The sequence below is a fragment of the Streptomyces sp. NBC_01390 genome, assembly GCF_045040105.1.
Taxonomy (GTDB): Bacteria; Actinomycetota; Actinomycetes; order Streptomycetales; family Streptomycetaceae; genus Streptomyces.
The window spans coordinates 9,850,366-9,873,279 of record NZ_CP109551.1 but is presented as its reverse complement, the minus strand read 5'-3'; the positions used below and the strand labels follow the sequence as shown (position 1 = coordinate 9,873,279).

At 71.1% G+C, this 22,914-nt stretch carries 21 protein-coding genes; 9 read left to right on the top strand and 12 right to left on the bottom strand.

Annotated elements, in window-relative coordinates:
• The first annotated feature begins 126 nt into the window (after window positions 1-126).
• Both OG241_RS44205 and pssA read left to right on the top strand, forming a co-directional pair.
• Window positions 127-783, top strand: coding sequence for a phosphatidylserine decarboxylase (locus tag OG241_RS44205; RefSeq protein WP_405823959.1), 657 nt, complete (start codon window positions 127-129; stop codon window positions 781-783).
• A gap of 16 nt (window positions 784-799) precedes the next feature.
• Window positions 800-1,621, top strand: a complete 822-nt coding sequence (pssA, locus tag OG241_RS44200) for a CDP-diacylglycerol--serine O-phosphatidyltransferase (protein ID WP_405826766.1) — start codon at window positions 800-802, stop codon at window positions 1,619-1,621.
• Between the two features lie 286 nt (window positions 1,622-1,907).
• Here pssA and OG241_RS44195 read toward each other — a convergent pair whose 3' ends face one another.
• Window positions 1,908-3,026: a glycerate kinase gene (locus tag OG241_RS44195; RefSeq protein WP_405826765.1), complete on the bottom strand. Its 1,119-nt coding sequence runs from the start codon at window positions 3,024-3,026 to the stop codon at window positions 1,908-1,910.
• Window positions 3,027-3,338: 312 nt separating this feature from the next.
• Between OG241_RS44195 and OG241_RS44190 the strand changes: the two genes are divergently transcribed.
• Window positions 3,339-3,860: a hypothetical protein gene (locus OG241_RS44190; RefSeq protein WP_405823958.1), complete on the top strand. Its 522-nt coding sequence runs from the start codon at window positions 3,339-3,341 to the stop codon at window positions 3,858-3,860.
• A gap of 166 nt (window positions 3,861-4,026) precedes the next feature.
• The gene (locus OG241_RS44185) at window positions 4,027-4,518 is read left to right on the top strand and encodes an NUDIX domain-containing protein (protein WP_405823956.1); all 492 of its coding nucleotides are present in this window, start codon (window positions 4,027-4,029) and stop codon (window positions 4,516-4,518) included.
• 20 nt (window positions 4,519-4,538) lie between these two features.
• Here the strand turns inward: OG241_RS44185 and OG241_RS44180 are convergent, their stop codons facing one another.
• Window positions 4,539-4,745, bottom strand: a complete 207-nt coding sequence (locus OG241_RS44180; protein ID WP_405823954.1) for a DUF2191 domain-containing protein — start codon at window positions 4,743-4,745, stop codon at window positions 4,539-4,541.
• A gap of 119 nt (window positions 4,746-4,864) precedes the next feature.
• Here OG241_RS44180 and OG241_RS44175 point away from each other — a divergent pair, with 119 nt between their 5' ends.
• Window positions 4,865-5,602: an SIR2 family NAD-dependent protein deacylase gene (locus tag OG241_RS44175; protein ID WP_405823952.1), complete on the top strand. Its 738-nt coding sequence runs from the start codon at window positions 4,865-4,867 to the stop codon at window positions 5,600-5,602.
• A 7-nt stretch (window positions 5,603-5,609) separates the two neighbouring features.
• Here the strand turns inward: OG241_RS44175 and OG241_RS44170 are convergent, their stop codons facing one another.
• The 7 genes from OG241_RS44170 to OG241_RS44140 form a co-directional block, all read right to left on the bottom strand.
• Window positions 5,610-6,632, bottom strand: a complete 1,023-nt coding sequence (locus tag OG241_RS44170; protein WP_405823950.1) for a TolB family protein — start codon at window positions 6,630-6,632, stop codon at window positions 5,610-5,612.
• Window positions 6,629-7,900, bottom strand: coding sequence for an MFS transporter (locus tag OG241_RS44165; RefSeq protein WP_405823948.1), 1,272 nt, complete (start codon window positions 7,898-7,900; stop codon window positions 6,629-6,631). The genes OG241_RS44170 and OG241_RS44165 overlap by 4 nt, the downstream gene beginning before the upstream one ends.
• Window positions 7,901-7,905: 5 nt before the next feature.
• Window positions 7,906-8,796 carry an alkaline phosphatase family protein gene (locus OG241_RS44160; protein ID WP_405823947.1) on the bottom strand — a complete coding sequence of 297 codons (891 nt, stop codon included), beginning with the start codon at window positions 8,794-8,796 and terminating at the stop codon, window positions 7,906-7,908.
• Between the two features lie 243 nt (window positions 8,797-9,039).
• Window positions 9,040-11,571 (bottom strand): glycoside hydrolase family 2 protein, encoded by a 2,532-nt coding sequence (locus OG241_RS44155; protein ID WP_405823946.1) that lies wholly within the window; start codon window positions 11,569-11,571, stop codon window positions 9,040-9,042.
• 365 nt (window positions 11,572-11,936) lie between these two features.
• Complete coding sequence (locus OG241_RS44150; RefSeq protein ID WP_405823944.1) at window positions 11,937-12,419, bottom strand: methylated-DNA--[protein]-cysteine S-methyltransferase; 483 nt, start codon at window positions 12,417-12,419, stop codon at window positions 11,937-11,939.
• A 41-nt stretch (window positions 12,420-12,460) separates the two neighbouring features.
• A complete protein-coding gene (locus tag OG241_RS44145; RefSeq protein WP_405823943.1) occupies window positions 12,461-13,996 on the bottom strand; it encodes an AlkA N-terminal domain-containing protein in 1,536 nt (511 codons plus the stop codon).
• 115 nt (window positions 13,997-14,111) lie between these two features.
• A complete protein-coding gene (locus tag OG241_RS44140; protein ID WP_405823941.1) occupies window positions 14,112-16,205 on the bottom strand; it encodes a heavy metal translocating P-type ATPase in 2,094 nt (697 codons plus the stop codon).
• Window positions 16,206-16,249: 44 nt separating this feature from the next.
• On the opposite strand from OG241_RS44140, the gene OG241_RS44135 reads away from it, so the two are divergent.
• From OG241_RS44135 to OG241_RS44125, 3 genes are all read left to right on the top strand, one after another.
• Complete coding sequence (locus OG241_RS44135) at window positions 16,250-16,648, top strand: ArsR/SmtB family transcription factor (protein WP_405823939.1); 399 nt, start codon at window positions 16,250-16,252, stop codon at window positions 16,646-16,648.
• A 294-nt stretch (window positions 16,649-16,942) separates the two neighbouring features.
• Complete coding sequence (locus tag OG241_RS44130; protein ID WP_405826763.1) at window positions 16,943-18,655, top strand: SulP family inorganic anion transporter; 1,713 nt, start codon at window positions 16,943-16,945, stop codon at window positions 18,653-18,655.
• Between the two features lie 186 nt (window positions 18,656-18,841).
• Complete coding sequence (locus tag OG241_RS44125; RefSeq protein WP_405823937.1) at window positions 18,842-19,204, top strand: ArsR/SmtB family transcription factor; 363 nt, start codon at window positions 18,842-18,844, stop codon at window positions 19,202-19,204.
• Between the two features lie 218 nt (window positions 19,205-19,422).
• On the opposite strand, the gene OG241_RS44120 is transcribed toward OG241_RS44125, so the two are convergent.
• Together OG241_RS44120 and OG241_RS44115 are read right to left on the bottom strand one after the other, a co-directional pair.
• Window positions 19,423-19,932, bottom strand: coding sequence for an O-acetyl-ADP-ribose deacetylase (locus tag OG241_RS44120; RefSeq protein WP_405823935.1), 510 nt, complete (start codon window positions 19,930-19,932; stop codon window positions 19,423-19,425).
• On the bottom strand, window positions 19,929-21,338 hold the full coding sequence (locus OG241_RS44115) for a phytoene desaturase family protein (RefSeq protein ID WP_405823933.1): 1,410 nt from the start codon (window positions 21,336-21,338) through the stop codon (window positions 19,929-19,931). The genes OG241_RS44120 and OG241_RS44115 overlap by 4 nt, the downstream gene beginning before the upstream one ends.
• A 96-nt stretch (window positions 21,339-21,434) precedes the next feature.
• On the opposite strand from OG241_RS44115, the gene OG241_RS44110 reads away from it, so the two are divergent.
• Window positions 21,435-22,097, top strand: coding sequence for a hypothetical protein (locus tag OG241_RS44110; protein ID WP_405823931.1), 663 nt, complete (start codon window positions 21,435-21,437; stop codon window positions 22,095-22,097).
• On the opposite strand, the gene OG241_RS44105 is transcribed toward OG241_RS44110, so the two are convergent.
• Window positions 22,033-22,878 (bottom strand): inositol monophosphatase family protein, encoded by an 846-nt coding sequence (locus OG241_RS44105; RefSeq protein ID WP_405823929.1) that lies wholly within the window; start codon window positions 22,876-22,878, stop codon window positions 22,033-22,035. The genes OG241_RS44110 and OG241_RS44105 overlap by 65 nt on opposite strands.
• Between the last annotated feature and the right edge of the window lie 36 nt (window positions 22,879-22,914).

Sequence of the window (22,914 nt, the reverse complement as noted above, 5' to 3'; positions counted from 1 at the left end):
CGTCAGCGCTCTTCAGCCGCCGACTCAGCTTCCTGGCTTACCCAGTTGTGGTCGTGAGCCGCTACGATCGCCGGAAAGCCGCCGTCCCCTGATACCGCGCGGCATCATCCGCTACGAAGGTCATCCATGCCCCACAGCCAAACCTCTGCACCTCGCGACAGCCTGGCAGGCGTACGCCTGGCGCGCGGAGCATCGCCGTGGCTCCTCCCGACCGTCGCCACCGCAGCCCTCAGCCTGGTACGCGCGCGCAAGTCCGGCGCCGCCAAGGCCGTGGCCGTACCCGTCACCGCGCTGGCGGCGGGCATGCTGTGGTTCTTCCGCGATCCCGAGCGCGAGATCACCCAGGGCCGGGTCATCTCTCCCGCCGACGGCGTGGTCCAGAGCATCATGCCCTGGAAGGACGGCCGGACCCGCGTCGCGATCTTCATGAGCCCGCTCAACGTACACGTCAACCGCGCGCCCCTCTCGGGCACCGTGACGTCCGTCGAGCACATCCCCGGCGGGTTCGTTCCGGCGTTCAACAAGGAGAGCGAGAACAACGAGAGAGTTGTCTGGCACTTCGACACCGAGCTCGGTGACATCGAGATGATCCAGATCGCCGGTGCGGTCGCTCGCCGCATCGTCCCGTACCTCCCGCAGGGCACGAAGGTCGAGCAGGGCGACCGGATCGGCCTGATCCGTTTCGGCTCGCGCGTCGACATCTATCTCCCCGAGGGTGTCGAGGTCGCGGTCGAGGTCGGCCAGAAGACAGTGGCAGGGGTGACTCGCATTGACCGTGATTGATCCCGAGACCCAGTGGGTGCCGGAGGCCGACGAGGTGGGTGACGACGAGGAGGAGATGCCTCTTTCTCTCCGCCTCTCAATAGCGGACACCCTCACACTCGGCAACGCGACCTGCGGCTTCATGGCCGTCTACTTCACCACCACGGGCATCCTGATCCCGCACCTCACCGGCAGTGACGAGTCGGGCATGGCCCGTCACTCGGCGGCGACCGCGGTGATCCTCATGCTCTGCGCGGCGGTCTTCGACCTCTTCGACGGTCTGGTCGCCCGCAAGCTGCGCTCCTCCCCCATGGGCGCCGAGCTGGACAACCTCTCCGACCTGATCAGCTTCGGTCTCGCGCCGGCGTACTTCGTGCTGGTGTACGGCATGGTCGCGGACGACGCGTATCAGAAGGTGGCCGCGGTCGGCGCGATCGTCGTCCTGCTCGCGGTGGTGCTGAGGCTCGCGAGATTCTCGTGCGTGACGGTGAAGGACGGCACCTTCCAGGGCATGCCGAGTCCCTTCGGCGCCCTGACGGTCGTCTCGATCGTGCTCCTGGAGCTGCCGTTCGTGGCCACGCTCATGGCCATCGTCGGCACCGCCTGGCTGATGGTGAGCCGCGTCGAGTACCCCAAGCCGCGCGGTCCGCTCGCGATCGCGATGATCTCCTGGATCGTCTCCGGCATGGCCCTCCTGGCGGCCTGGGCCTTCGACGCCCCCGGCGGCCAGTTGCTCCTCCAGACCGGCTGCGCCCTGCAGCTGGTCCTGGGCGCGGTGATCCCGCTCTTCGCCACGGCTCGCCGGGTGAACAACTTCCGCGGCAACCGCCGCGAGGCACGCGCGGCACAGCTGCCGTAGCGGTCGCTGCGACGCAGTCGTACGGAGGGCCCCGAACCGGACGGTTCGGGGCCCTCCGCGTTGTGTGCGGGGTGCTGCCGTGCTCACGCGTCCGGCGCGCGTAGGCCTCCACAGCGGACGATGCCGGCTGACGTCCAGGTCTCGGGCGAGGCCGCGCGATCCGGTCGGGATGACGCCGGCGCCGGACGTGTACCGGCTGTCGGGGCCGACGGGCGGGCGGGAAGCGGCGTCCCGGCTCGCCGGCAGCGGGTGACGCCGCGAGGACGTCACCCTCCCGGCGTCGCTGTCAGACCAGGAAGTCCCGTCCGATGTTCTCCGCGACCCGCTCCAGGATCGGCCCGGCGTCGGCGATGCACTTCGCGATGTCCGGCTCGATCTCCGTCAGGGGGTAGGCCCGCCTGATACCGGCCCGGCCCAGTGCCTCCGGGCGCAGGGAGAGGCGTCCGCACACCGCGACGACCTCGCGGCCCCGCGCCCGTGCCGCCGCGGCGACACCGGCCGGGGCCTTGCCGTGCAGGGTCTGCTCGTCGAGGGAGCCCTCGCCGGTGATCACCAGCGTCGCGCGCTCCAGCGCGGGCGCGAAGCCGAGGACGTCGAGCATGACCTCGATGCCGGGCCGGAACCGGGCGCCGAGGACCAGCGCGCCGTAGCCGATGCCACCGGCGGCTCCCGCACCCGGCGCGGCGGCGTACTGGGCGGCCTTCGCACCGATCGCCGTCTCCAGAACCTTCGCGTAGTGCGCGAGTGACTCGTCCAGGGCGGCCACGTCGTCCGGGGAGGCGCCCTTCTGCGGGCCGTACACCGCGGGCGCGCCCGTCGGCCCGGTCAGCGGGTTGTCCACGTCGCTGGCCAGCACGAGATCGACGTCCGCGAGGCGGGAGTCGAGGCCCGACAGATCGGCCGTGACGAGTCCCTCCAGGCCGCCGCCCCCGGGCGGCACGGGCTCGCCGTCGGCGTCCAGGAAGCGCGCGCCGAGCGCGGACAGCATGCCCGCGCCCCCGTCGGTGGTGGCGCTGCCGCCGACCCCGAAGACGATCGTGCGCGCGCCCGCGTCGAGTGCGGCCCGCAGGAGTTCGCCGGAGCCGTACGTCGATGCCGCGAGCGGCGCGAAGACGCCCGCGGGCAGCCGCTGCAGCCCGCTCGCCTCCGCCATCTCCACCACGGCGGTGTCGCCGCGCAGCGCGAACGCGGCCGTCACCTCGTGCCCGAGCGGCCCCGCGACCCGTGTCTCACGCCGTTCGAATCCGGCGGCGACCGCGGCGGCCACGGTCCCGTCGCCGCCGTCGGCCACGGGCAGCGACGCGATCTCGACGCCGGGTGCCGCCCTGCGCAGTCCGGCGGTCACGCGCTCGGCGACCTCCACGGCCGTCAGGGATCCCTTGAACTTGTCGGCGGCGATCAGCACCCGTACCGTCCGCACACCTGTCACCCGCGCCGTACCCGCAGCGTCCGCCACCCTGTACTCCCCTTGCTTTCCGGCCCCGCACAGATCAGGGCAGTCGCGCCGCTGCGACCTTAACCGCAGGAGCCCCGCCCCGTCATGCCTTCCGGGCCGCTCACAGCCGGGGCACTGCGGCCACCATCACGCCGGGGGAATCGAACACCGTCGGCTCGCTCTGGGCTTGCGTACGGATCTCCGGTCGGGCAAGAGTGCGGTTGACGCGGAGCTCGGGGCTCATCGCGGCGGGACGGGGGCAGACAGGTGTGCAAGACGGATGTGGCCGCCAAGGAGGCGGCGATCGCTCGGTTCCTCCGCGAGTATCCGCAGGCAGCCGAGGCCGGCCGTGGGCATCCTGCCCTCCACGGGTGTGAGGAGGTCCGCTGGTCGGAATTTTCCGAGTGCCCTGCCGCGATCCCGGTCCTGCTGTACGGCCTTCTCGATCAGACTGCCGCGTCCGAGGCCCAGCGTGTGCTCACCAACACCATGTTCAGCATCACCGAGATGAACTCGGCCATGCCGGTAGCCCTGCCGTTTCTGCTTCGTCTCGCAGGCGACCCGCAGGTTCCCGAGCGGTCCGGACTACTGAACCGCTTGGTCACTGCCGCCGACTACTCCAGGCCGATCGATTCCGGCAACCAGGCCATGGCGCTGTGGTACGGCAGCGACAACGATCACCCCGAGCGCGAGCAGTGCAGGGCCGTGTTCGAGCAACACGCGACTGTGGTGGCGATGCTGCCGGAGGGCCTGATCACCCCGGACAGCCGGGCGAGGCTTCAGCAGGCCGCCGGGCTTCTGTGAAACTCCCACGTTCAGGCGGAGGACACCGTACGCAGCGCGGTGTTCGGCTTCGACGGGGTTCGGATCAGTGAACTGGCGGAGCGGACCGTGCGGTTGGGCCACCCGGAGGTGTGACGGAAGCCCGACAGCCCCCGTTTACCGTCTTTCCCCTGGTTACGCTTCCGGGGTGACCACTCAAGACTTCGCCACGTACATCGCCGGGCTGCCTCGCGTCCTGGCCGGCGCCGCCGCCCTCTTCCGTGACGCCGACGGACGGATCCTGCTCGTCGAGCCCAACTACCGTGAGGGCTGGGCGCTTCCGGGCGGGACCATCGAGTCGGACGACGGGGAGACCCCACGCCAGGGCGCACGCCGGGAGACCCTTGAGGAGATCGGCCTCGACCTGGAACTCGGCCGGCTGCTGGCCGTCGACTGGGTCCACATCGCGGGCCATCCGCCGCTGGTGGCGTACCTGTACGACGGTGGCGTCCTCGGCGAGGACGAGCTCAAGTCGATCACCTTGCAGGAGGAGGAGCTGCTGTCGTGGCGGCTGGTACCGCGCGAGGAACTCGCCGAGTACCTCCGGGGCTCCCTGGGCCGCCGGGTGCTGCACGCCCTCGACGTCCTGGCGGAGGGCACGGGAACGGCCGAGCTGGAGAACGGTGACCGGGTGGCCTGACGTCCACCCCGGGTCGGGGTTCATCCCCGGACGTCCGGCGGCTTGACGTCGTCCCCGGCCCGCCTGGCGTCGTCGCGCTCGGCGACCCGGGCCTCCGTGCGGTGGCCGCGCGCGATGTAGTCCCGGACGACGAGTTCGACGGCGTCCTGCGGGTTCCCGACACCGGCGAGCACCATGACTTCGACGACCAGTTCGGCGTCGAGGGATATGGAGACCTTGGCTGCCATGCGGGGACATTAACACCGGACGGTTGTTCGCACAGGGGTACGGCGACAAGGCCCAGGACGGCCCTTCCCGGGCGGATATCCAGTCGCCGCCCGGGACCCCGGAACCTACCCTCGGCTCCATGACCACGAAGCCCCTCGTCGCCGTTCTCAGCGGCGCCGGCATCTCGACCGACTCCGGCATCCCCGACTATCGCGGGCCCAATGGCCTGTGGCGGCGTGAACCCGAGGCCGAGAAGCTCGTCACGTACGACTACTACATGGGCGATCCCGAGATCCGGCGCCGTTCCTGGCAGATGCGGCGCCAGAATCGGACCCTTCAGGCCGAGCCCAACTCCGCGCACCTCGCCGTGGCCGAGCTGGAGCGGGCCGGGGTGCCGGTGCGGGTGATCACACAGAACGTGGACGGGCTGCACCAGCTCGCCGGGCTGCCGGCCCGTAAGGTGCTCGAACTGCACGGCACGGCAAGGGAGTTCGTGTGCACCGAGTGCCATGCGCGCGGGCCCATGGAGGACGCTCTCGCCCGGGTCGACGCCGGGGAGGACGACCCCGCGTGCCTGGTCTGCGGCGGGATTCTGAAGTCGGCGACCGTCATGTTCGGCCAGCGCCTCGATCCGGTCGTCCTCGGTGACGCCCTGGCCATCACCAAGGCCTGCCAGGTCTTCATCGCCGTCGGGACCAGCCTGCAGGTCCAGCCCGCCGCCGGGCTCGCCGGAGTCGCCGCCGACCACGGCGCCCGGCTCGTCATCGTCAACGCCGAGCCGACCCCGTACGACGACCGGGCCGACGAGGTCGTACGGGAGCCGATCGGGACGGCGCTGCCGAAGCTGCTGCGGGAGTTGGCGCGGACGGAGCTGTGACGGGGCGTCACCCCAGGTAGGCGGGGGCGACCGCGGACTTCATCAGGGTGCGGGCCGTGCCGCTGCCGTCGGCGGGGACGGTCCACAGGTCCGAGCCGTAGTCGCCGGGCAGGGCGTAGACGAGGGTGGAGTCGTCGGCCCACAGGGCCTGGTCGTCGATGTTGCGCTGCTCGGCGGTCGGGCTCTCCTTCATGGTGCGCAGGTCGAGGACGTACAGCCGCCAGGGGGCGTCCGGCGAGGCCCCTTTGACGCGTTTCTTGTAGGCGATGCGCGTTCCGTCGGGCGAGAGGGAGGGGCATTCGACGTTGCCGTGCAGGGTGGTGAGGGTGCGTGCGGTGACGTCGCCGCGCACCAGATAGGTCCGGCCGCCGGTCGCCAGCGTGGCGTAGAAACGGGTGTCGTCGGCGAAGGTGACACCCCAGATGTTGATGTCGGCCGCGTGGTGGGTCCGGCCGTCCTTGATGATGCGGAAGGTCTCCAGGTTGTCGTCGACGGCCCAGTTGCGGGTGTCGACGATGGTGGTGCGGGTGGAGAAGTTCGTGCCCGCGTAGGAGTCTCCGCTGACGAAGACCGTCCAGGCCACCAGGTGGCCGGAGGGTGAGACCCGGGCCCGGGTGGGGATGCCCGCTGCCGGGAAGCGGTGCAGCTCGTGCAGACGCGAGTCGAGCACGACCGCCCGGTAGGTGTCCCGCAGGGCGCCGTGCACGGCCTGCAGGCAGACGCCGGTGCCGGCGGCCGCGTGGAAGCGCAGGCACTTGACGCCCGACGCGGTGCGCGGCCCCTGCGGATCGTCGGCCGGTACGGTGGCGAGCTCGTCGCGGTGCGGGCCCCAGGCCAGGTTGCGCACCAGCAGCCGTCGGCCGGTCGTCGGGCGGAGCAAGACGGTACCGGCCCGCACGGTCGGACCGTTCGCCTGCTGCTCGTCACGCATGCCCGAGCGGTGGGCGGCGTACAGCACCGACCCGGTGCCGACGGCACCGAGCAGCACCACGGCGACCAGCAGGATCACCAGGCGGGTTGTCCGGGTCATGCGGGCACCTCATCGGGGGTACGGAGGACGAACGAGGCCAGGACGGCGCTGACGGCGAGGGCCGCGGTGGTGACAGCCAGGGCCGTACGTCCGCCCCACAGGCTCCAGGCCGCGCCGAACGCGAGCGAGCAGGCGAACCGGGCCAGCGCCTGGCCGGTGCCGACGAGTGCCTGCCCGGCGCCCTGGTGCTGTGCCGGTACGGCACCGGCGGTGGCGGCCGCGAGGACTCCGTCGGTGGCGGCGTAGAAGGTGCCGTGCAGGAGGAGGACAGCGACCACGGCCGGGACACCGTGCCACGGGCCGAGCACCAGACCGTAGCCGAGCAGCAGGACGCCGTGGCCGGCCAGGAAGAGCCGGCGGCGGCCGATGCGGTCGGCGAGTGTGCCGAGCGGAAGGGCGAGCAGCAGGAAGAAGGCGGCGGTGCCCAGCGGCAGCAGCGGGAAGAGATGGACGGGCAGGTCTCCTTCACGCTGGAGAAGGAGATAGAGGAAGGAGTCGCTGACGGTGGTCAGGCCGAGCAGGGTCGCGCACACGGTGAGCCGGCGCAGCTCGGGGCGGCGCAGCAGCCCGAGGGCGTCCCTGAGCAACGGCCGGGCGGGCTCGGGGAGTTGTACGGCGGGGGCGGCGGGGACGATGCGCCGGGGCACGAAGAGCACCAGCACCAGTACGCCGAGCAAGGCGATGCAGCCGCTGACCGCGAAGACCGCGTCGTAGCCGTCGACGGTGGCCCGCAGCACGGCGAAGGCGACGAGCGGGCCGAGCAGTGCGCCGGTGGTGTCCATGGCGCGGTGCACCCCGAACGCCCGTCCCCGGTGGGCTGGTTCGGTGGCCAGCGAGATCATCGCGTCCCGTGGGGCGGTGCGGAGGCCCTTGCCGGTGCGGTCGGCGGCGAGGACCGCGCTGATCGCGGGGAGGGTGTGGGCGAGCAGCAACAGTGGCTTGCACAGCGCCGACAGGCCGTAGCCGAGGCCCGCGACCACCTTGTGTCCGCGGCCTCCCCGGTCGGCGAGATGGCCTCCGGCCAGCCGGACCAGGGCTCCGACGCCGTTGTTGATGCCGTCGAGGAGCCCGAAGCCGAGCGGCGACAGGCCGAGTTGCGCAACCACGTACAGGGGCAGTACCGCCGTGACCATCTCCGAGGAGACGTCCGTGATCAGGCTGACGGCGCCCAGGGCCAGTACGGCGCCGGGCACCGCGGCCGGCCGCCGCCCCGGACGGGGGTCCGGGGCGGCGGCGGCCTTGGTGCTGCGGGAGTCCGCGAGATACACGGGCGTCAGTTCCAGATGCCGGCGATGTCGGAGGCCGAGGAGGCGTTGCCCGCGTGTGCGCTCAGACCGGCCAGGTCCTCCACGGTACGCAGGACGTTGTAGTGGTTGTAGGTGGTGGAGCTGGAGCTGCCGGGCGTGACGTGCTGTCCGTAGAGGACGGTGGGGATGCGGTTGCCGGACAGCTTGTTGTCCTCGTCGAAGGTGACGGCGAGGATGCTGTTGTGGGTCTGGGCCCAAGTGGCGTACGCGCTCAGGTTGTTCTTGATCCAGGTGTCGCCGGTGGAGACCGAGCAGTCGTGCATGTCGCTGCACAGGTTCGGTACCACGAAGGAGACCTTCGGCAGGGTCGTGTAGTCGGTCGGGAACTGCGTCATGGTCTTCGCGGTGCTCGTGGGCACGTTGGAGAAGCCGAACCACGGGTTGTGCTTCTGCGCGTAGTTGCCGCTGCTGCAGGTGGTCGAACCCTGGCTGGGCAGCGTCTCGTTGTAACTCGCCCAGGTCTTCCCGGCGGCGATCAGCTCCGAGGCCAGGTTGGGCGCGGAGATGGACCCGACCGATACGCAACTGTCGTCGGTACGGCCCTGGTTGGAGCCCGAGAACAGCATGTAGTAGTTCGGCTCGCTGGGGTGGGTGAGGCCGTAGGACTGGGTGAGGCTCGCACCCCCCGCCTTGAGGGTGTTGTTGAGGTACGGGGCGCTGGAGCTGCCGATCACCTGGGAGTAGGCGTGGTTCTCCATCACCACGACCACCACGTGGTCGGGGGTGGGCAGAGCGGCGGCCTGAGCGGTGGAGGCCGTGGCGGCCCACACCCCGACAGACGTGGCGGTGAGGGCGACGGCCCCGGCGAGTGCGGCGAGGGAACGTCGTTTGCGCTGGGAATCCTTGACGGCTGCCATGACTGTCCTCCGGACAGAGAGACGGACCTACGGGGAGAGCGCCGCTACCTTAGGAGCCCTGAACCGGGCCTGAGTGAAGGTCAGACGAACGGTGGGCCCCACCGGGTAAAGGTCACACCCGGCACAGGTAACGCACAGTAAAAGCCGACGGCGGGCGGCCACCGGCCGGCATTCGGTGAATCCCCCGTCACCAACTGGACATGACTGCCCGGCTGTTGGCATCAGTAGGCCTCGGTCGGCCGTTCACGGTGACAACGGTGACAAGGCCTCCGTGAGTCCCCCTGTCGTCGTGACGGGTGTGGACGCGACCGTCACCGTCGCGGTGGCCAGGCCGCCTCGGGTGGCCCGGACGGTGATGGAGCCCGCCGTGCGTGTCGCGCGTACGAAGACTCTGTTGATGCCCGCTTCCGTGCTCACGTAGGACTGGAAGACGCTGTACGGGATGCCCGCGTTGTGGCCACCGAGCAGCTTCGCCGGGCCGGTGACCGTGAAGTCCACCCGGGCCTGGTCGGTCGGTACGCGGCGGCCCGCCGAGTCCACCGCCTCGACGTCGATCATCGCCACGTCGGTGCCGTCGGCCTTCAGACCGTCGGGTGAGACGTGTGCCGTGAGGCGGAGGGCGACCGCGGGGCCCGTCGTCTGTTTCTGGGTGCGGGTCAGTTCGGTGCCGGCCGAGTCGTGGCCGACGGCGGTGATCGTGCCGGACTGCCAGGCGACGTCGGTGAAGGTGTGCAGGAAGTCGTACTGCGGGGAGGTCGAGGTACCGACCGACGTGCCGTTGACCAGCAGGTCCACCCGGGCGACGCCCGCGGCCATGACGTACACCGTCTTGACCGTGCCGGACGGGTAGGTCCAGTGGCCGACGATGTGCAGGTCGGGGGTCGGGCTCTGCATGACGCGGTGGGTGTAGTAGGTCTCCTTGGGGATGCGGACCGAGTCGACGCGGCCGGAGAGGCGGCACGTCTCCCAGTTGTACTGGCGGCCGTGCTGGTTGGAGTCCGCCCAGGTCAGAGCCGCCGCCCCGGAGTAGCGGCTGTTTCCGGGGCCCTGGATGCGCTGGCTCCAGAACTCGTAGCGGGTGCTCGCGGCGACGGTGGCGGCGAAGTCCTCCGAGGTCCAGTGGTAGGTGACGTCCGGGCCGGTGACGTAGCCGAAGTCCGGTGGGGAGGCGTTGTCCCAGACGCGGCGGGGGGCCTCGTCGCGGGTGAACTCGGACTCGATGAGCGGCACGCGGTCGCGGGCGTAGTCGCTGTAGTGGCGGTTGAGCATCGTGCCGATGTACTCGCACTGGTCCACGGCCGCCGTGCCCCCGTAGGCGGAGTTGTCGGAGGTGGCCCGGGAGCCGATCGCGCGCATACCGCTGGGGTCCCAGGCCTGCTTCAGCGCGCGCATCTGCTGCTGGTGTTCGGCGGTCAGCCAGTTGTTGCCGGACTCCCAGAACAGGATGCTCGGGCTGTTGCGGAAGTAGATCATCACGTCCCGCATGGCCGCGAGCCGCTGGTCCCACTGCACACCGGTGGCGTCGGCCTCCTTGTCACCGGCGGGCTGGACCGACACCAGCCCGTACCGGTCGGTCATCCGGATGTTCGAGGGCTGCGCGGCGAGGTGCATCCAGCGGATCAGGTTGGCGTTGCTCTCCCGGATGAGCCGGCCGTCGTGGTCGCGCAGCCATTCGGGTACGGCGTCGCCGAGCACCGCCCATTCGTTGGTGGCGCGCTGCGCGTACCCGGTGAGGAAGATCTGTCTGTCGTTGATGTAGACGCCGCCGGTGCTCGCCCCGCCTCGGAACTCGGCCTTCCGGAAGCCGGTGCGGACCGTGTACGTGTCGATGACCGTCGTCCCCTCCGCGAGGGTCAACCGCACGGTGTAGAGGGCGGGATACGACGGTGACCAGAAGGTGAGCCGGCTGATCCGGCTGCTGACCTTGACGACATGACTCGTCCCGGCGGCCAGCGTGACCGTCGAGGCGGGCAGCGAACCCACCAACGCACCCTGCCCGTCCAGGACTTCGGCCGACACGGACAGAGTCCGGGAACGGTTCTCGTCGTTGGTGATCTGCGCTTCCGCGTTGATCGTCGCGGTGTGGCCGGAGACGTTGACGGCCGTCGGATAGACGTAGGTGCCGGTGGTGCCGAGGTTGCTGTAGAGAGGGAGCGTGAAGTGGGTCCTGGGCACGACGTGCAGGATGACGTTCCTGGTGAGACCGCCGAAGGTGGGGTTGAAGTCCCGGGTGTCCCACTGGAAGGGCATCCCGGTCGCGACTTCGGGCCGCCACTTGGTGTTGTCCGCGCAGATCGCGAGCACGTTGTCGGCGCCGAAGAGGACCTTGTCGGTGAGGTCGAAGCCGAAGGGGGTGACTCCCGCTTCGTAGCTGCCGATGAGGACGCCGTTCAGGTGGACGGTCGCCGCCTGGCGGATGCCTTCCAGTTCCAGGATCACCTTGTGGCCCGCCTGCTCGGCCGGTAACTGAAAGCGCTTGCGGTACCACGTCGGCTGCATCGCCACCGAGGACTCGCCCGAGCTGCCGATCCAGTTGTCGAAGGAGTCCACGTCGTTGTAGGTGTGCGGCACGCTCACCACGGCCCACCCGGAGTCGTCGAACGTGATCCCCTCGGCGCCGGCCACATTCGACCTGATGAACCGCCAGTCGAGATTCAGGCTGAAACTCTGCCGCTCAGCGGCCTCGACCTGCGCTTCCGAGGCCGTCCCGCCCCTCGGCAGAGCCACCGCACCCGCGCCTGCGGCGGCCCCCTGCAGCACACGCCGTCTGCTCACCCCGTCAGGTTCGAAGGGCGTGGGAGCCGTGGGGGCCGGTGAAGCCGTGGACTCTGTGGAAGCTGTGGAACGGCTGGTGAACTCCATCGTCTACCGCCCTTCGAGACGCGCCCTCACGGGCACCTCCCCCAGACCATTGCCATGCACGCGACAGAAAGCGCTTCACATCATGCGCCGGGGTGTGGCGGGCGACAAGGTGCGGGACGAAGGTCGTTCGGGTGGGGGGTGGGGCTGAGGACGCGGACGGGCCGGGAGAAGCAGCCGGAACACGAGCGGAGAGGTGTTGGAGGAGACGCCGTGAGGGGATGCCGTGGGCGGGGACACCTGAGGCGGGGACGCCATGGGCGGGGACGCCGTGGGGCGGGCTAGAAGAGCGCCGGTCCGCGTTCGAAGTCCAGCAGCCGCTGCTTGCGCTCCAGGCCGCCGCCGTAGACGGTGAGGCTTCCGTCGGCGCCGACCACTCGGTGGCACGGCACGATGATGCCCACGGGGTTCCGGCCGTTGGCCAGGCCCACGGCGCGGGAGGCCTTCGGGTTGCCGAGGGCGTCGGCGAGTTCACCGTACGAGCGGGTCTCGCCGTACGGGATGCGGCGCAGCTGCTCCCAGACGCTGCGCTGGAAGTCGCTTCCGGCCAGCCGGAGTTCGAAAGTGAACTCCTTCAACTCGCCCTGGAAATAAGCCTTGAGCTGCTCGATCGCCTCCCCAAAAGGGGCGTCCTCACGTGCGCCGAAGTTCTCCTCGGCCGGGCGGTGACGCTGGTCGACCATGTAGAGGCCGCAGAGCACCCCGTCGTCGGCCACGAGGGTGAGGAGGCCGTACGGACTGTCGATGACCGTGTGCTGCTTCATTTCTGCTCCTGACGTCCTTGTACCTTGTGCCTTGTACCGGCTCATACCGGGAGGAAGTTGATCGGGTGACTGTCCGTCGCCCACAGATACTGGACCGCGTACGCCCGCCACGGCCGCCACGCCGCCGCCCGTGCCGTCAGCGCGGCCGGCGTCGACGGGAGGCCCAACTCCTGGGCCGCGCGCCGGATTCCGAGGTCCGTGGGGAGAAACGCGTCGGGGTCGCCGAGGGCACGCATCGCGATGACGTCGACCGTCCAGGGACCGAATCCGGGGAGGGCGAGGAGCCTGGCGCGGGCCTCCGGCCAGTCGCTCTCGACACCCAAGTGAAGGTTGCCGTCGGCGAGTTGCTCGACGAGTGTGGCGAAAGTGGCCCGCCGGGTCCGGGGCATGGCCAGGGACTCCGGGTCGAGGGCGGCCAACGCCCGCGGGGTCGGGAAGAGATGCGTGAGACCGCCCTCCGGATCGTCGACCGGGTCGCCGTGTGCCGCGACGAGACGGGCCGCGTGGGTGCGGGCGGCGGCCGTGGAGACCTGCTGACCGAGCACCGCCCGGACGGCGAACTCTGCCTCGTCGACAGTCCGGGGGACACGTCGGCCCGGGCCCTTCGCGACGAGGGGCGCCAGCACCGGATCCGTGGACAACTGCTCGTCGACCGCGACCGGATCGGCGTCCAGGTCGAGCATCCGACGGCATCGGCTGATCGCGACGGGCAGATCGCGCAGATCGCTGAGGGTGAGCCGGCACGCGATGTGATCGGGCTTCGGGGTGAGAGCGGCGATGCCGTGGCCGTACGGGAGTCGCAGGGTCCGGCGGTAGGCGCCGTCCCGCCACTCTTCTACACCGGGTACGGCGGTCGCGGCGAGGTGACCGAAGAGGTTGTCGGGATTCAGCGGGGCCCGGAAGGGGAGGCGGAGGTTCAGCGCGGCGGGGGCACTGACGACCGTGCTCGCGCCACTCGGACCTGGGCCAGGACTCGGACTCGGCTGCGCTTGGGCGCGCGACCTCGGGAGGCGGTTGCGCAGATCGCTCGGGGAGAGGGCGAAGACCTCACGGACGGTGTCGTTGAAGGTGCGGATCGAGGAGAAGCCGGCCGCGAAGGCGATCTCCGCCATGGACAGCGCGGTCGTCTCGACGAGGAGCCGCGCGGTCTGGGCGCGCTGGGCGCGGGCGAGGGCGAGCGGTCCCGCGCCCAGTTCGGCGAGGAGTTGCCGTTCGACCTGGCGGGTGCTGTAGCCGAGGCGGGCGGCGAGGCCGGGGACGCCTTCGCGGTCCACGATCCCGTCGCCGATCAGCCGCATCGCACGGGCCACGAGGTCGGCGCGCTGGTTCCACTCCGGCGAACCGGGGCTGGTGTCGGGGCGGCACCTCTTGCAGGCCCGGAAGCCCGCCTGCTGGCAGGCCGCCGCGCTCGGGTAGAAGGTCATGTTCTCGGGCTTGGGCGGCACCACCGGGCAGCTGGGCCTGCAGTAGATCCGGGTGGTCAGGACCGCCGTGAAGAACCATCCGTCGAAGCGCGCGTCCTTGGACTGCACGGCTCGTACGCAGTGCTCGGTGTCGGTGTGCATCGCGTTCCGCATACGTCCAGCATCGACGATCGGCACGACCGGGGCTGGCGGAAATCCGACATCAGGGTGGCGTGTCCAGGGGCGCTCCGGATCACTTTCCCTCCGAGTCGAGGACCAACCCACAGACTCACCTGCTCAGCGCATCCTTCCAGGCGGCCTCCCTCAGCAGCCGCAGCCCATTGAGGCCGACAAGGACGGTCGAGCCCTCGTGGCCCGCGACCCCGAGCGGGAGCGGCAGCGTGCCGACCAGGTCCCAGGTGACCAGGCCCGCGATGCACACCCCGGCGATCACCAGGTTCTGCGCCACCAGCCGCCGGGCCTGCCGCGCGAGGGCGATCACTGCGGGCACGGTGGCCAGCTCGTCCCGCACGATCACCGCGTCCGCGGTCTCCAGCGCGAGATCAGAACCCGCCCGGCCCATGGCCACTCCGGTGTGGGCGGCAGCCAGCGCCGGGGCGTCGTTGACACCGTCCCCGACGACCATGACCCTGCGGCCGGACGCCGCCAACTCCCGTACCGCGTCCACCTTCTGCTGGGGAAGCAGCCCGGACCGTACGTCCTCGATCCCGACCTCGGCGGCCAGTCGGGCGGCGGCACGCGCGTTGTCGCCGGTCAGCAACACGGGTGCCGTGCCGGTGAGTTCGGTGAGCGCGACGACGGTTGCGGCGGCCCCGGGACGCGGCCGGTCGGCGAGACCGAGCACGCCGACCGGGACGTTGTCGGCGACGACGAGGACCGCCGTACGGCCGGACGCCTCAACCTCCTTGACCAGCGACCGAGTTGCTGAGCCCGACGCCGCCTCTCCCCCGGCCGGCAGCCGCTCCGGCGCCCCGACCGCGACCACGCGCCCGTCGACGACCGCCGTCACGCCCACTCCGGGCGTCGACGTGAAGTCCTCCGCCACGGACAGCGCGAGTCCGCGCTCCCGCGCCGCCTCCACCACGGCCCGGCCGAGCGGATGTTCGCTCGGCTGCTCGGCCGCCGCCGCGAGCATCAGCAGTCGGTCCTCGTCCGGTCGCCCGTCCGGGCCCGGGGCCGGTGCAGCGGGGGCCGAGTGCCGACCCAGGCCCAGCCCCAGACCCAGAACCAGGCCCCGGCGCGGACTCAGTTCCGATCCGGGCAGCGGTCGTACGTCCGTCACCCTCGGCGTCCCCTCGGTGAGCGTGCCGGTCTTGTCCAGGGCGACGGTGTCGACCTGCGCCAGGCGTTCCATCACCACCGCCGACTTGACCAGGACGCCGTGCCGGCCGGCGTTGGCGATGGCCGAGAGCAGCGGCGGCATGGTGGCGAGCACGACCGCGCAGGGCGAGGCCACGATCATGAAGGTCATGGCGCGCAGCAGGGCGTCCGTGAGGTCCGTACCGAAGGCGAGGGGCACGGCGAACACGGCGAGGGTGGCGGCGACCATGCCCAGCGAGTAGCGCTGCTCGACCTTCTCGATGAACAGCTGGGTGGGCGCCTTGGTCTCGGACGCCTCCTCGACCATGCGCACGATCCTGGCGATCACCGAGTCGGAGGCGTCGCGTTCGACCCGTACTCGCAGGGCGCCGGTGCCGTTGAGGGTGCCGGCGAAGACCTCGTCCCCCGCTTCCTTGGGGGCGGGCAGCGGTTCGCCGGTGATGGTCGCCTGGTCGACCTCGCTCACGCCGTCCAGCACGCGGCCGTCGGCGCCGACTCGTTCTCCGGGGCGTACGAGGACAGTGTCGCCGACGGTCAACTCGGCTACGGGAACGGTCAGTTCGCCGCCGTTCTCGTCCTGCCGGGTGGCCGTGGCGGGGGCGAGGTCGAGGAGGCCGCGGACCGAGTCGGCGGTGCGGGCGGTGGCGAGGGCCTCCAGGGCGCCGGAGGTCGCGAAGATGACGATCAGCAGGGCGCCGTCCATGACCTGGCCGATCGCGGCGGCTCCCAGGGCGGCGACGATCATCAGCAGGTCGACGTCGAGGGTCCGCTCCCGCAGCGCTTTGAGGCCCTCCCAGCCGGGCTCCCAGCCGCCGGTGGCGTAGGCCAGCGCGTAGAGCGTGCCCCAGGTCCATGTCGGCGCCCCGGCCGGCTGCAGGGGCAGCGCGAGCAGGAACAGGGCGGTGGCGGCGACGGCCCAGCGGGCTTCGGGGAGCGCCAGGACGCGAGTACGGCGGCGAGGTGCGGTCGGCGTGGCGGCCGACGGGAGGACCGGAGCCTTGGTGAGGGTGGCAGACACCCGAGCCACCATACAGGAACACATGAACACTCATTCATTCGTTCATATGCAATGGGTAGGATACCGCCATGGGTCATGGAGCCGTCGTCACCGCGCAGGACGCCACCGAGCGCGTACGCCTCGACGCGGACAACGTCGCGAAGGTGGCCACCACGCTCCAGGCCCTGTCCACGCCCTCCCGTCTGCTGATCCTGGCCCGGCTGCGCGAAGGCCCGCTCCCGGCGACGGAGTTGGCGGCCGAGGTGGGCATGGAGCAGTCCGCGTGCTCGCACCAACTGCGACTGCTGCGCAACCTGGGTCTGGTCGTCGGCGAGCGCCGTGGGCGTTCGGTGGTGTACACGCTGCACGACCACCATGTCGCCGAGCTTCTCGACCAGGCGGTCTACCACGTGGAGCACCTACGGCTCGGCCTGAGCGACACGGACGCCGACAGCGACAGCGACAGCGAGATGGGCACCGCCGGCTGACTCGGCCGATTCAGCCGGCTCAAGGGGAGTCCGCGGAGACAGCGGTCAGTTGCTTAATTGCCAAATTTCGCAATTGCCTAGATGCTTTACCGGCTGTGCACCCAGACGGCAGACAGCGGGCAGCAGACAGCTACGCCCGTCCACAGGCAGTCACGCGCAAACGAGGGGCTCGGACGTGTCCGTTTCGCTGTACCAGGCCGGCGGCACCGAGTGAGCGGCTCCGGTGGGCGTCGAGCCGGCCACGCATGGCGCCTGGTGCGCTCTCTGCTGCCCGTGCGTGCCGACTTCGAGGCGATGGCCCGTGATCCGCGTCGCGATCTCCTCGCCGGGTTGACCGTGGCGATCGTGGCACTTCCCCTCGCGCTGGGCTTCGGCGTCTCCTCCGGTCTCGGTGCGGCGGCGGGGCTGGCGACCGCGGTGGTCGCGGGCGCGCTGGCGGCGGTGTTCGGCGGATCGAACCTGCAGGTGTCGGGGCCGACCGGGGCGATGACCGTCGTCCTCGTCCCGATAGTCGCCCAGTACGGGCCGGGCGGTGTACTGACCGTCGGACTCCTGGCCGGGCTGTTGCTGATCGGGCTCGCCCTGGCCCGGGCGGGCAAGTACATGCGGTACGTGCCCGCCCCCGTCGTCGAGGGCTTCACGCTCGGCATCGCCTGCGTCATCGGGCTGCAGCAGTTGCCGAACGCGCTGGGGGTGGCGAAGCCCGAGGGCGACAAGGTCCTCGCGGTCGCCGGGCACGCCGTCGAGGCGTTCGTCCGCCACCCCAACTGGACGGCGTTCGCGCTGGCCGCGGGTGTCGCGCTGGTCATGCTGCTCGGTGCGCGGTGGCGGCCGACCGTTCCGTTCTCGATCGTCGCGGTGATCGTCGCGACCGTGCTTGCACAGGTTTTCGACCTGGACGCGGCCACGCCCATCGGGGATCTGCCCGCCGGGCTGCCCGCGCCCTCGCTGGCGTTCCTCGACCTGTCGGCGCTGTCCTCGCTGCTCGCCCCGGCTGTGGCGGTGGCCGCGCTGGCTGCTCTGGAGTCGTTGCTGTCGGCGACCGTCGCGGACGGCATGACGGTCGGCCAGCAGCACGATCCGGACCGGGAGTTGTTCGGGCAGGGCATCGCCAACCTCGCCGCCCCGCTGTTCGGTGGCGTCCCCGCCACGGCCGCGATCGCACGGACCGCCGTGAACGTCCGTACGGGCGCCGGTTCCCGACTCGCGGCGCTCACCCATGCCCTGGTCCTCGCGGTGATCGTCTTCGCGGCGGCGCCGCTGGTCTCGAAGATCCCGCTGGCCGCGCTGGCGGGCGTCCTGCTGGCCACCGCGATCCGTATGGTCGAGATCGGCTCACTGCGGGCGATGGCCAGGGCGACCCGCTCCGACGCCCTGATCCTGGTCCTGACCGCCCTCGCCACCCTCGCCCTCGACCTGGTGTACGCGGTGATCATTGGTCTGGTCGTCGCGGGCACCCTCGCGCTCCGGGCCGTGGCCCAGCAGGCCCGCCTCGACGAGGTTCCGCTGGACCGGGGCGATCACAGCGCCGAGGAGCACGCCCTGCTGGCGGAGCACATCGTCGCCTACCGCATCGACGGACCGCTGTTCTTCGCCGCCGCCCACCGTTTCCTGCTGGAACTGACCGACGTGGCGGACGTACGGGTCGTGATCCTGCGGATGTCCCGGGTGTCGACCATGGACGCGACCGGTGCGCTGATGCTGAAGGACGCGGTCCAGAAGCTGAACCGGCGCGGCATCGTCGTCATGTTCTCCGGCATCCGTCCCGGCCAGCGCCAAGTCCTCGACTCCGTCGGGCTGTTGGACCTGCTACGGCAGACGGATCGCGAGTACGGCTCCACTCCCGAGGCGATTCGGGGCGCGCGCGCTCATCTGGAGTCCACCGGAGTCCTGCCCGCCGTACCGGCGCCGCGCACCACGGTCGAGGCCACGAGCACACCGGCGGCCGGGTCCACCGTCAACAGCACGCGGAACAGTACGGAGAACGACGGGGAGGCGGCCCGATGAGGACGGCACGGCCGGGACCGGTGCGGCCGGCACTGGTGCGGATCGGCGTCCGTGGCCGGGTTCTGTCCTGCGGGCGTCGCGGGCGAGGATGAGCACCATGGTGTTCTTGAATGCGTGGGGGCGATGCGCCGAGGTTCGGCCGGTTCCAGTGCGGTCGTACCGCTGTCCCGGGGAGGCGACGGCACGATGAGTACGCCGCTGTACCAACTCAAGGCCGAGTTCTTCAAGACCCTCGGGCATCCGGCCCGTATCCGTGTCCTGGAACTGCTGAGCGAACGTGAGCACGCGGTTTCGGAGATGCTGCCCGAGGTGGGCATCGAGCCCGCGCATCTCTCGCAGCAGCTGGCGGTGTTACGACGGGCCAACCTGGTCGTCACCCGCAAGGAGGGCTCGACCGTGTACTACTCGCTGACCAGCCCGTATGTGGCCGAACTGCTCCGGGTCGCGCGGATCATCCTGTCCGGCGTGCTGACCGGACAGGCGGAACTGCTGGCCGACCTGCGGGCCGCCCAGGAGGAGGCCGGGGGAACGGCAAAACCGCCGTCCTGACGCGCCGACAGCCCCTGCCCGGCCCGGCCCCCGACAGCCACTATCCGGCCCGGCATCGGCCTGCCCGTCGCCGGAACGGGACGGGGGCCGGGGTCAACGGGCCTCGCCACGGGCCTTCGGTCCGGGCGACGCCAAACACTCACCGCCACCGCACCCCGCACCGCCTACCGCCTACCGCCTACCGCCTACCGCCCAAGTGGACCGAACCCCGGCCGTAGTCAGCGGAGTTGCCCGGCGAACGCCTCGTACGCCTGATCGTCGAAGAGGACGAACCGCACCTCCTCGACCGAGGTCTCCGTGGCCCGTACGGTCTCCACCGCGATACGAGCGGCGTCGTCCATCGGCCAGCCGAAGATGCCGGCGGAAACCGCCGGGAACGCCACTGTGCGAGCGCCGAGTTCGTCGGCCACGCTCAGCGACTCCCGGTAGCACGAGGCCAGCAGCGCCGACCGGTCCTCCTCGGGGAGGTATCGGGGCCCCACCGTGTGGATCACCCAGCGTGCGTCCAGTTCGCCGGCGGTCGTGGCGACCGCTCGGCCGACGGACAGGCCCTTGCCGTAGTGCCCGGCGCGCAGGGCTCGGCAGGCGGCGAGGATCTCGGGGCCGCCTCTGCGGTGGATCGCTCCGTCGACGCCTCCCCCACCCAGGAGTGACGAGTTCGCCGCGTTGACGATCGCGTCGGCACTCTGTCGGGTGATGTCGCCCTTGACAAGCGTGATGGCGGTCATGACTGTCTCAGCCTTCTCCAGACGGCCTTCGCCGCGTTGTGTCCGGACATGCCGTGGACGCCGGGGCCCGGCGGGGTGGCCGAGGAGCAGATGAAGACGGCAGGGTGCGGGGTGGCGTACGGGAACAGGGAGAGCCTGGGCCTCAGCATGAGCTGGAGGCCGTCGGCCGCGCCGGAACCGATGTCGCCGCCGACGTAGTTGGCGTTGCGGGCCGCGAGTTGGGGCGGGCCGGCCGTGGCGCGGGCGAGGACCCGGTCACGGAACCCTGGGGCGAACCGCTCCAGCTGGCGCTCCATGGGGTCGGTGAGGTCGCCCGTCCAGCCGTTCGGGACGTGCCCGTAGGCCCAGAAGACCTGCTTGCCCTCGGGGGCCCGGGAGGGGTCGACGACGCTCGGCTGGACGGTGATCAGGAAGGGGGTGTCGGGGGCCCGGTTCTCGCGGGAGGCGGCGCGCAGAGCGGTGTCGATCTCGGCCCTGTCGGCGGCGACCTGGACGGTGGTCGCCCTGCGGGCCTCGGGCGCCGTCCAGGGCACGGGGCCGTCCAGCGCGTAGTCGATCTTGAAGACGCCCGCGCCGTAGCGGAAGCGCTCGTAGTACCCGCCGAAGCCCGCGATACGGGCCAGTGCGGTGGGTGAGGTGTCGAAGACGTACGCACGCGCGGGTGGCAGGTCGTCCAGCCGCTTGACCTCGTAGTCGGTGTGGACGGTGCCGCCGAGGTCCACCAGATACGCGGTGAGCGCGTCGGAGATCGCCTGCGAACCGCCACGGGCCACCGGCCAGCCGCGGGCGTGTGCCGCCAGGGCGAAGACCAGGCCCACGGCGCCGGTGGCGACCCCGCCCAGCGGAGCCATGACATGTCCGACCAGGCCTGCGAACAGGGCTTGCGCCCGCTCGTCGCGGAAGCGGCGCATCAGCCAGGTCGAGGGCGGCAGGCCGGCCAGACCGAAGCGGGCGAGGGTGACCGGATCGCGGGGCAGGGAGGTCAGAGGCAGGGACATGAAGTCGTGGGCCAGCGTGTCCCACCTGCTGAGGAACGGCTCGACCAGCCTGCGGTAAGCGCCCGCGTCACGCGGCCCGAAGGAGGCGGCCGTCTCGGCCACGGATCGGGCCAGCACCGCGGCCGTGCCGTCCGGGAAGGGGTGCGCCATGGGCAGGTCGGCGTGCAGCCACTCCAGCCCGTACCTGGCCAGCGGCATCGCCCTGAACGCCGGGGAGTTGACGCCGAGGGGGTGCGCCGCCGAGCACGGGTCGTGCCGGAAGCCCGGCAGCGTCAGCTCCTCCGTCCGGGCACCACCGCCCACGGTGTCGCGCGCCTCGAAGACCGCGACGGAGAAACCTCGCCGGGCCAGCTCCACGGCAGCAGTCAGCCCGTTGGGCCCCGCCCCCACCACGACCGCATCGAGCATCGACGGCACCTTCGGACTCCTTTGTCAGCCGACGGCCACTTCAGATCAGGATATGCCGGGACACCGACACTGCCCGGCGCGGGTAACCTCGGCCGGATGACGCGCCGTTTCCGCATCCACTCGCCCGGCGAGGACGCCGACGACACCGCCTGGTTCTGGTTCGAGGTCGAGGACGACGGCTGGGTGCTGCGGCAGGCGGTGTTCGAGGCAGCACTGGAGGTACCGCGTTCCTGCGAGCCCCTCCAGAACGCCGACGGCACCGCCTCCGGCGGCGCCTCGATGGCCGCCTCGCAGACCCAACTGGCCCTCGTACGCGAACGGTTCGGACGGCTGGGCGTCCAGCTCTACCAGACCGTGTACGGGGCGTTCGCCGAAGGCGCCGTGGAGGTGCCGCCGGAGGCGGTGGACGTGAGCGACTCGGAGTTCGAGCGGGCCTGGTCCACGGCCCTGCGGCATCGGCACCTGAGCCACTACGTCACCGGCCCGCTGCCGGAGGGCTCCCTGCTCACCGGCATGGTGTGCGCGCTGCCGTGGGGTCCGGGCCGCACGGGCCTCTTCGTCGACATCAACCTGCCGGTCGACGCCTTCGTGGACGCCGCCTGGCTGCCCTTCGACCCCGCGGACTGGCCGGTGGTGGGCACGGTGGCCGAGTTCGAGGTCGCCACCCTGCGCTTCAGCTCGGCCCGCCCGCAGATCAGGCTGCGCCCGACAGCAGTTCCACCACCCGGCGAGCCGTGGCCGCGTCGCGCGACGCGGTGAACGGCAGCGCGTTGCCGCCGGTTATGCGGAACGGCTCCCCCGCGCGCGTCAGGTGGACGCCGCCGGCCTCCTCGACGAGGAGGATGCCTGCGGCGTGGTCCCAGGCGGCCTCCCAGGAGAACGCCGTGGCGTCCAGTTCACCCCGGGCGATGGCCAGGTACTCCAGGCCCGCCGAGCCGCAGGCGCGCGGCTGGACGCCGTCGGTCCACAGGCCGAGCAGCGCGCGCTTCTGCTCGTCCGTCGTGTAGTCCGGGTGGGAGGTGGCCACCCGGAGGTCGCGGTCGGGCTCGGGCGAGCCCGCGTGCAGGGGGATGCCGTCGAGGAAGGCGCCCTGGCCTCGGACCGCCGTGGCGAGCTGGTCGCGGGCCGCTGCGAAGGTCCACGACGCGCGGACGACCCCGCGGTGGGCGAGCGCGACGAGCGTGCAGAAGCCGGGGTCGCCGTGGACGAACTGCCGGGTGCCGTCCACCGGGTCGACGATCCAGACCGGCGCGTCGCCCTGTATCGCCTCGTACGACGCGGGGTTGGCGTGCACCGCCTCCTCGCCGACGACGACGGAGCCGGGCAGCAGCTTGGGCAGCACCTCGGTCAGATACAGCTCGGCCTTGCGGTCGGCGTCCGTCACCAGGTCGTGCGGGCCGCTCTTCTGGTCGATCTCGTGGGCGGCGAGCTGACGGAAGCGCGGCATGATCTCCGCGGCCGCCGCCTCTCGGACCGCTTCTTCGACGTCGGACGCGTGCCGGGCGAGAAACTCTTCGATGGTTTCGTTGTCTTCGATCATGTCTCCATGAGAGCACGCGGCACTGACAATCCCTGC

Excerpts from the sequence above, each read along its gene's own strand:
- OG241_RS44205 (WP_405823959.1), top strand. The coding sequence starts at position 127 with ATGCCCCACAGCCAAACCTCTGCACCTCGCGACAGCCTGGCAGGCGTA.
- OG241_RS44180 (WP_405823954.1), bottom strand. The coding sequence starts at position 4,745 with ATGGCAGCCAAGGTCTCCATATCCCTCGACGCCGAACTGGTCGTCGAA.
- OG241_RS44175 (WP_405823952.1), top strand. The coding sequence starts at position 4,865 with ATGACCACGAAGCCCCTCGTCGCCGTTCTCAGCGGCGCCGGCATCTCG.
- OG241_RS44170 (WP_405823950.1), bottom strand. The coding sequence starts at position 6,632 with ATGACCCGGACAACCCGCCTGGTGATCCTGCTGGTCGCCGTGGTGCTG.
- OG241_RS44160 (WP_405823947.1), bottom strand. The coding sequence starts at position 8,796 with ATGGCAGCCGTCAAGGATTCCCAGCGCAAACGACGTTCCCTCGCCGCA.
- OG241_RS44150 (WP_405823944.1), bottom strand. The coding sequence starts at position 12,419 with ATGAAGCAGCACACGGTCATCGACAGTCCGTACGGCCTCCTCACCCTC.
- OG241_RS44145 (WP_405823943.1), bottom strand. The coding sequence starts at position 13,996 with ATGCGGAACGCGATGCACACCGACACCGAGCACTGCGTACGAGCCGTG.
- OG241_RS44140 (WP_405823941.1), bottom strand. The coding sequence starts at position 16,205 with ATGTGTTCCTGTATGGTGGCTCGGGTGTCTGCCACCCTCACCAAGGCT.
- OG241_RS44135 (WP_405823939.1), top strand. The coding sequence starts at position 16,250 with ATGGGTCATGGAGCCGTCGTCACCGCGCAGGACGCCACCGAGCGCGTA.
- OG241_RS44130 (WP_405826763.1), top strand. The coding sequence starts at position 16,943 with ATGGCCCGTGATCCGCGTCGCGATCTCCTCGCCGGGTTGACCGTGGCG.
- OG241_RS44125 (WP_405823937.1), top strand. The coding sequence starts at position 18,842 with ATGAGTACGCCGCTGTACCAACTCAAGGCCGAGTTCTTCAAGACCCTC.
- OG241_RS44120 (WP_405823935.1), bottom strand. The coding sequence starts at position 19,932 with ATGACCGCCATCACGCTTGTCAAGGGCGACATCACCCGACAGAGTGCC.
- OG241_RS44115 (WP_405823933.1), bottom strand. The coding sequence starts at position 21,338 with ATGCTCGATGCGGTCGTGGTGGGGGCGGGGCCCAACGGGCTGACTGCT.
- OG241_RS44110 (WP_405823931.1), top strand. The coding sequence starts at position 21,435 with ATGACGCGCCGTTTCCGCATCCACTCGCCCGGCGAGGACGCCGACGAC.
- OG241_RS44105 (WP_405823929.1), bottom strand. The coding sequence starts at position 22,878 with ATGATCGAAGACAACGAAACCATCGAAGAGTTTCTCGCCCGGCACGCG.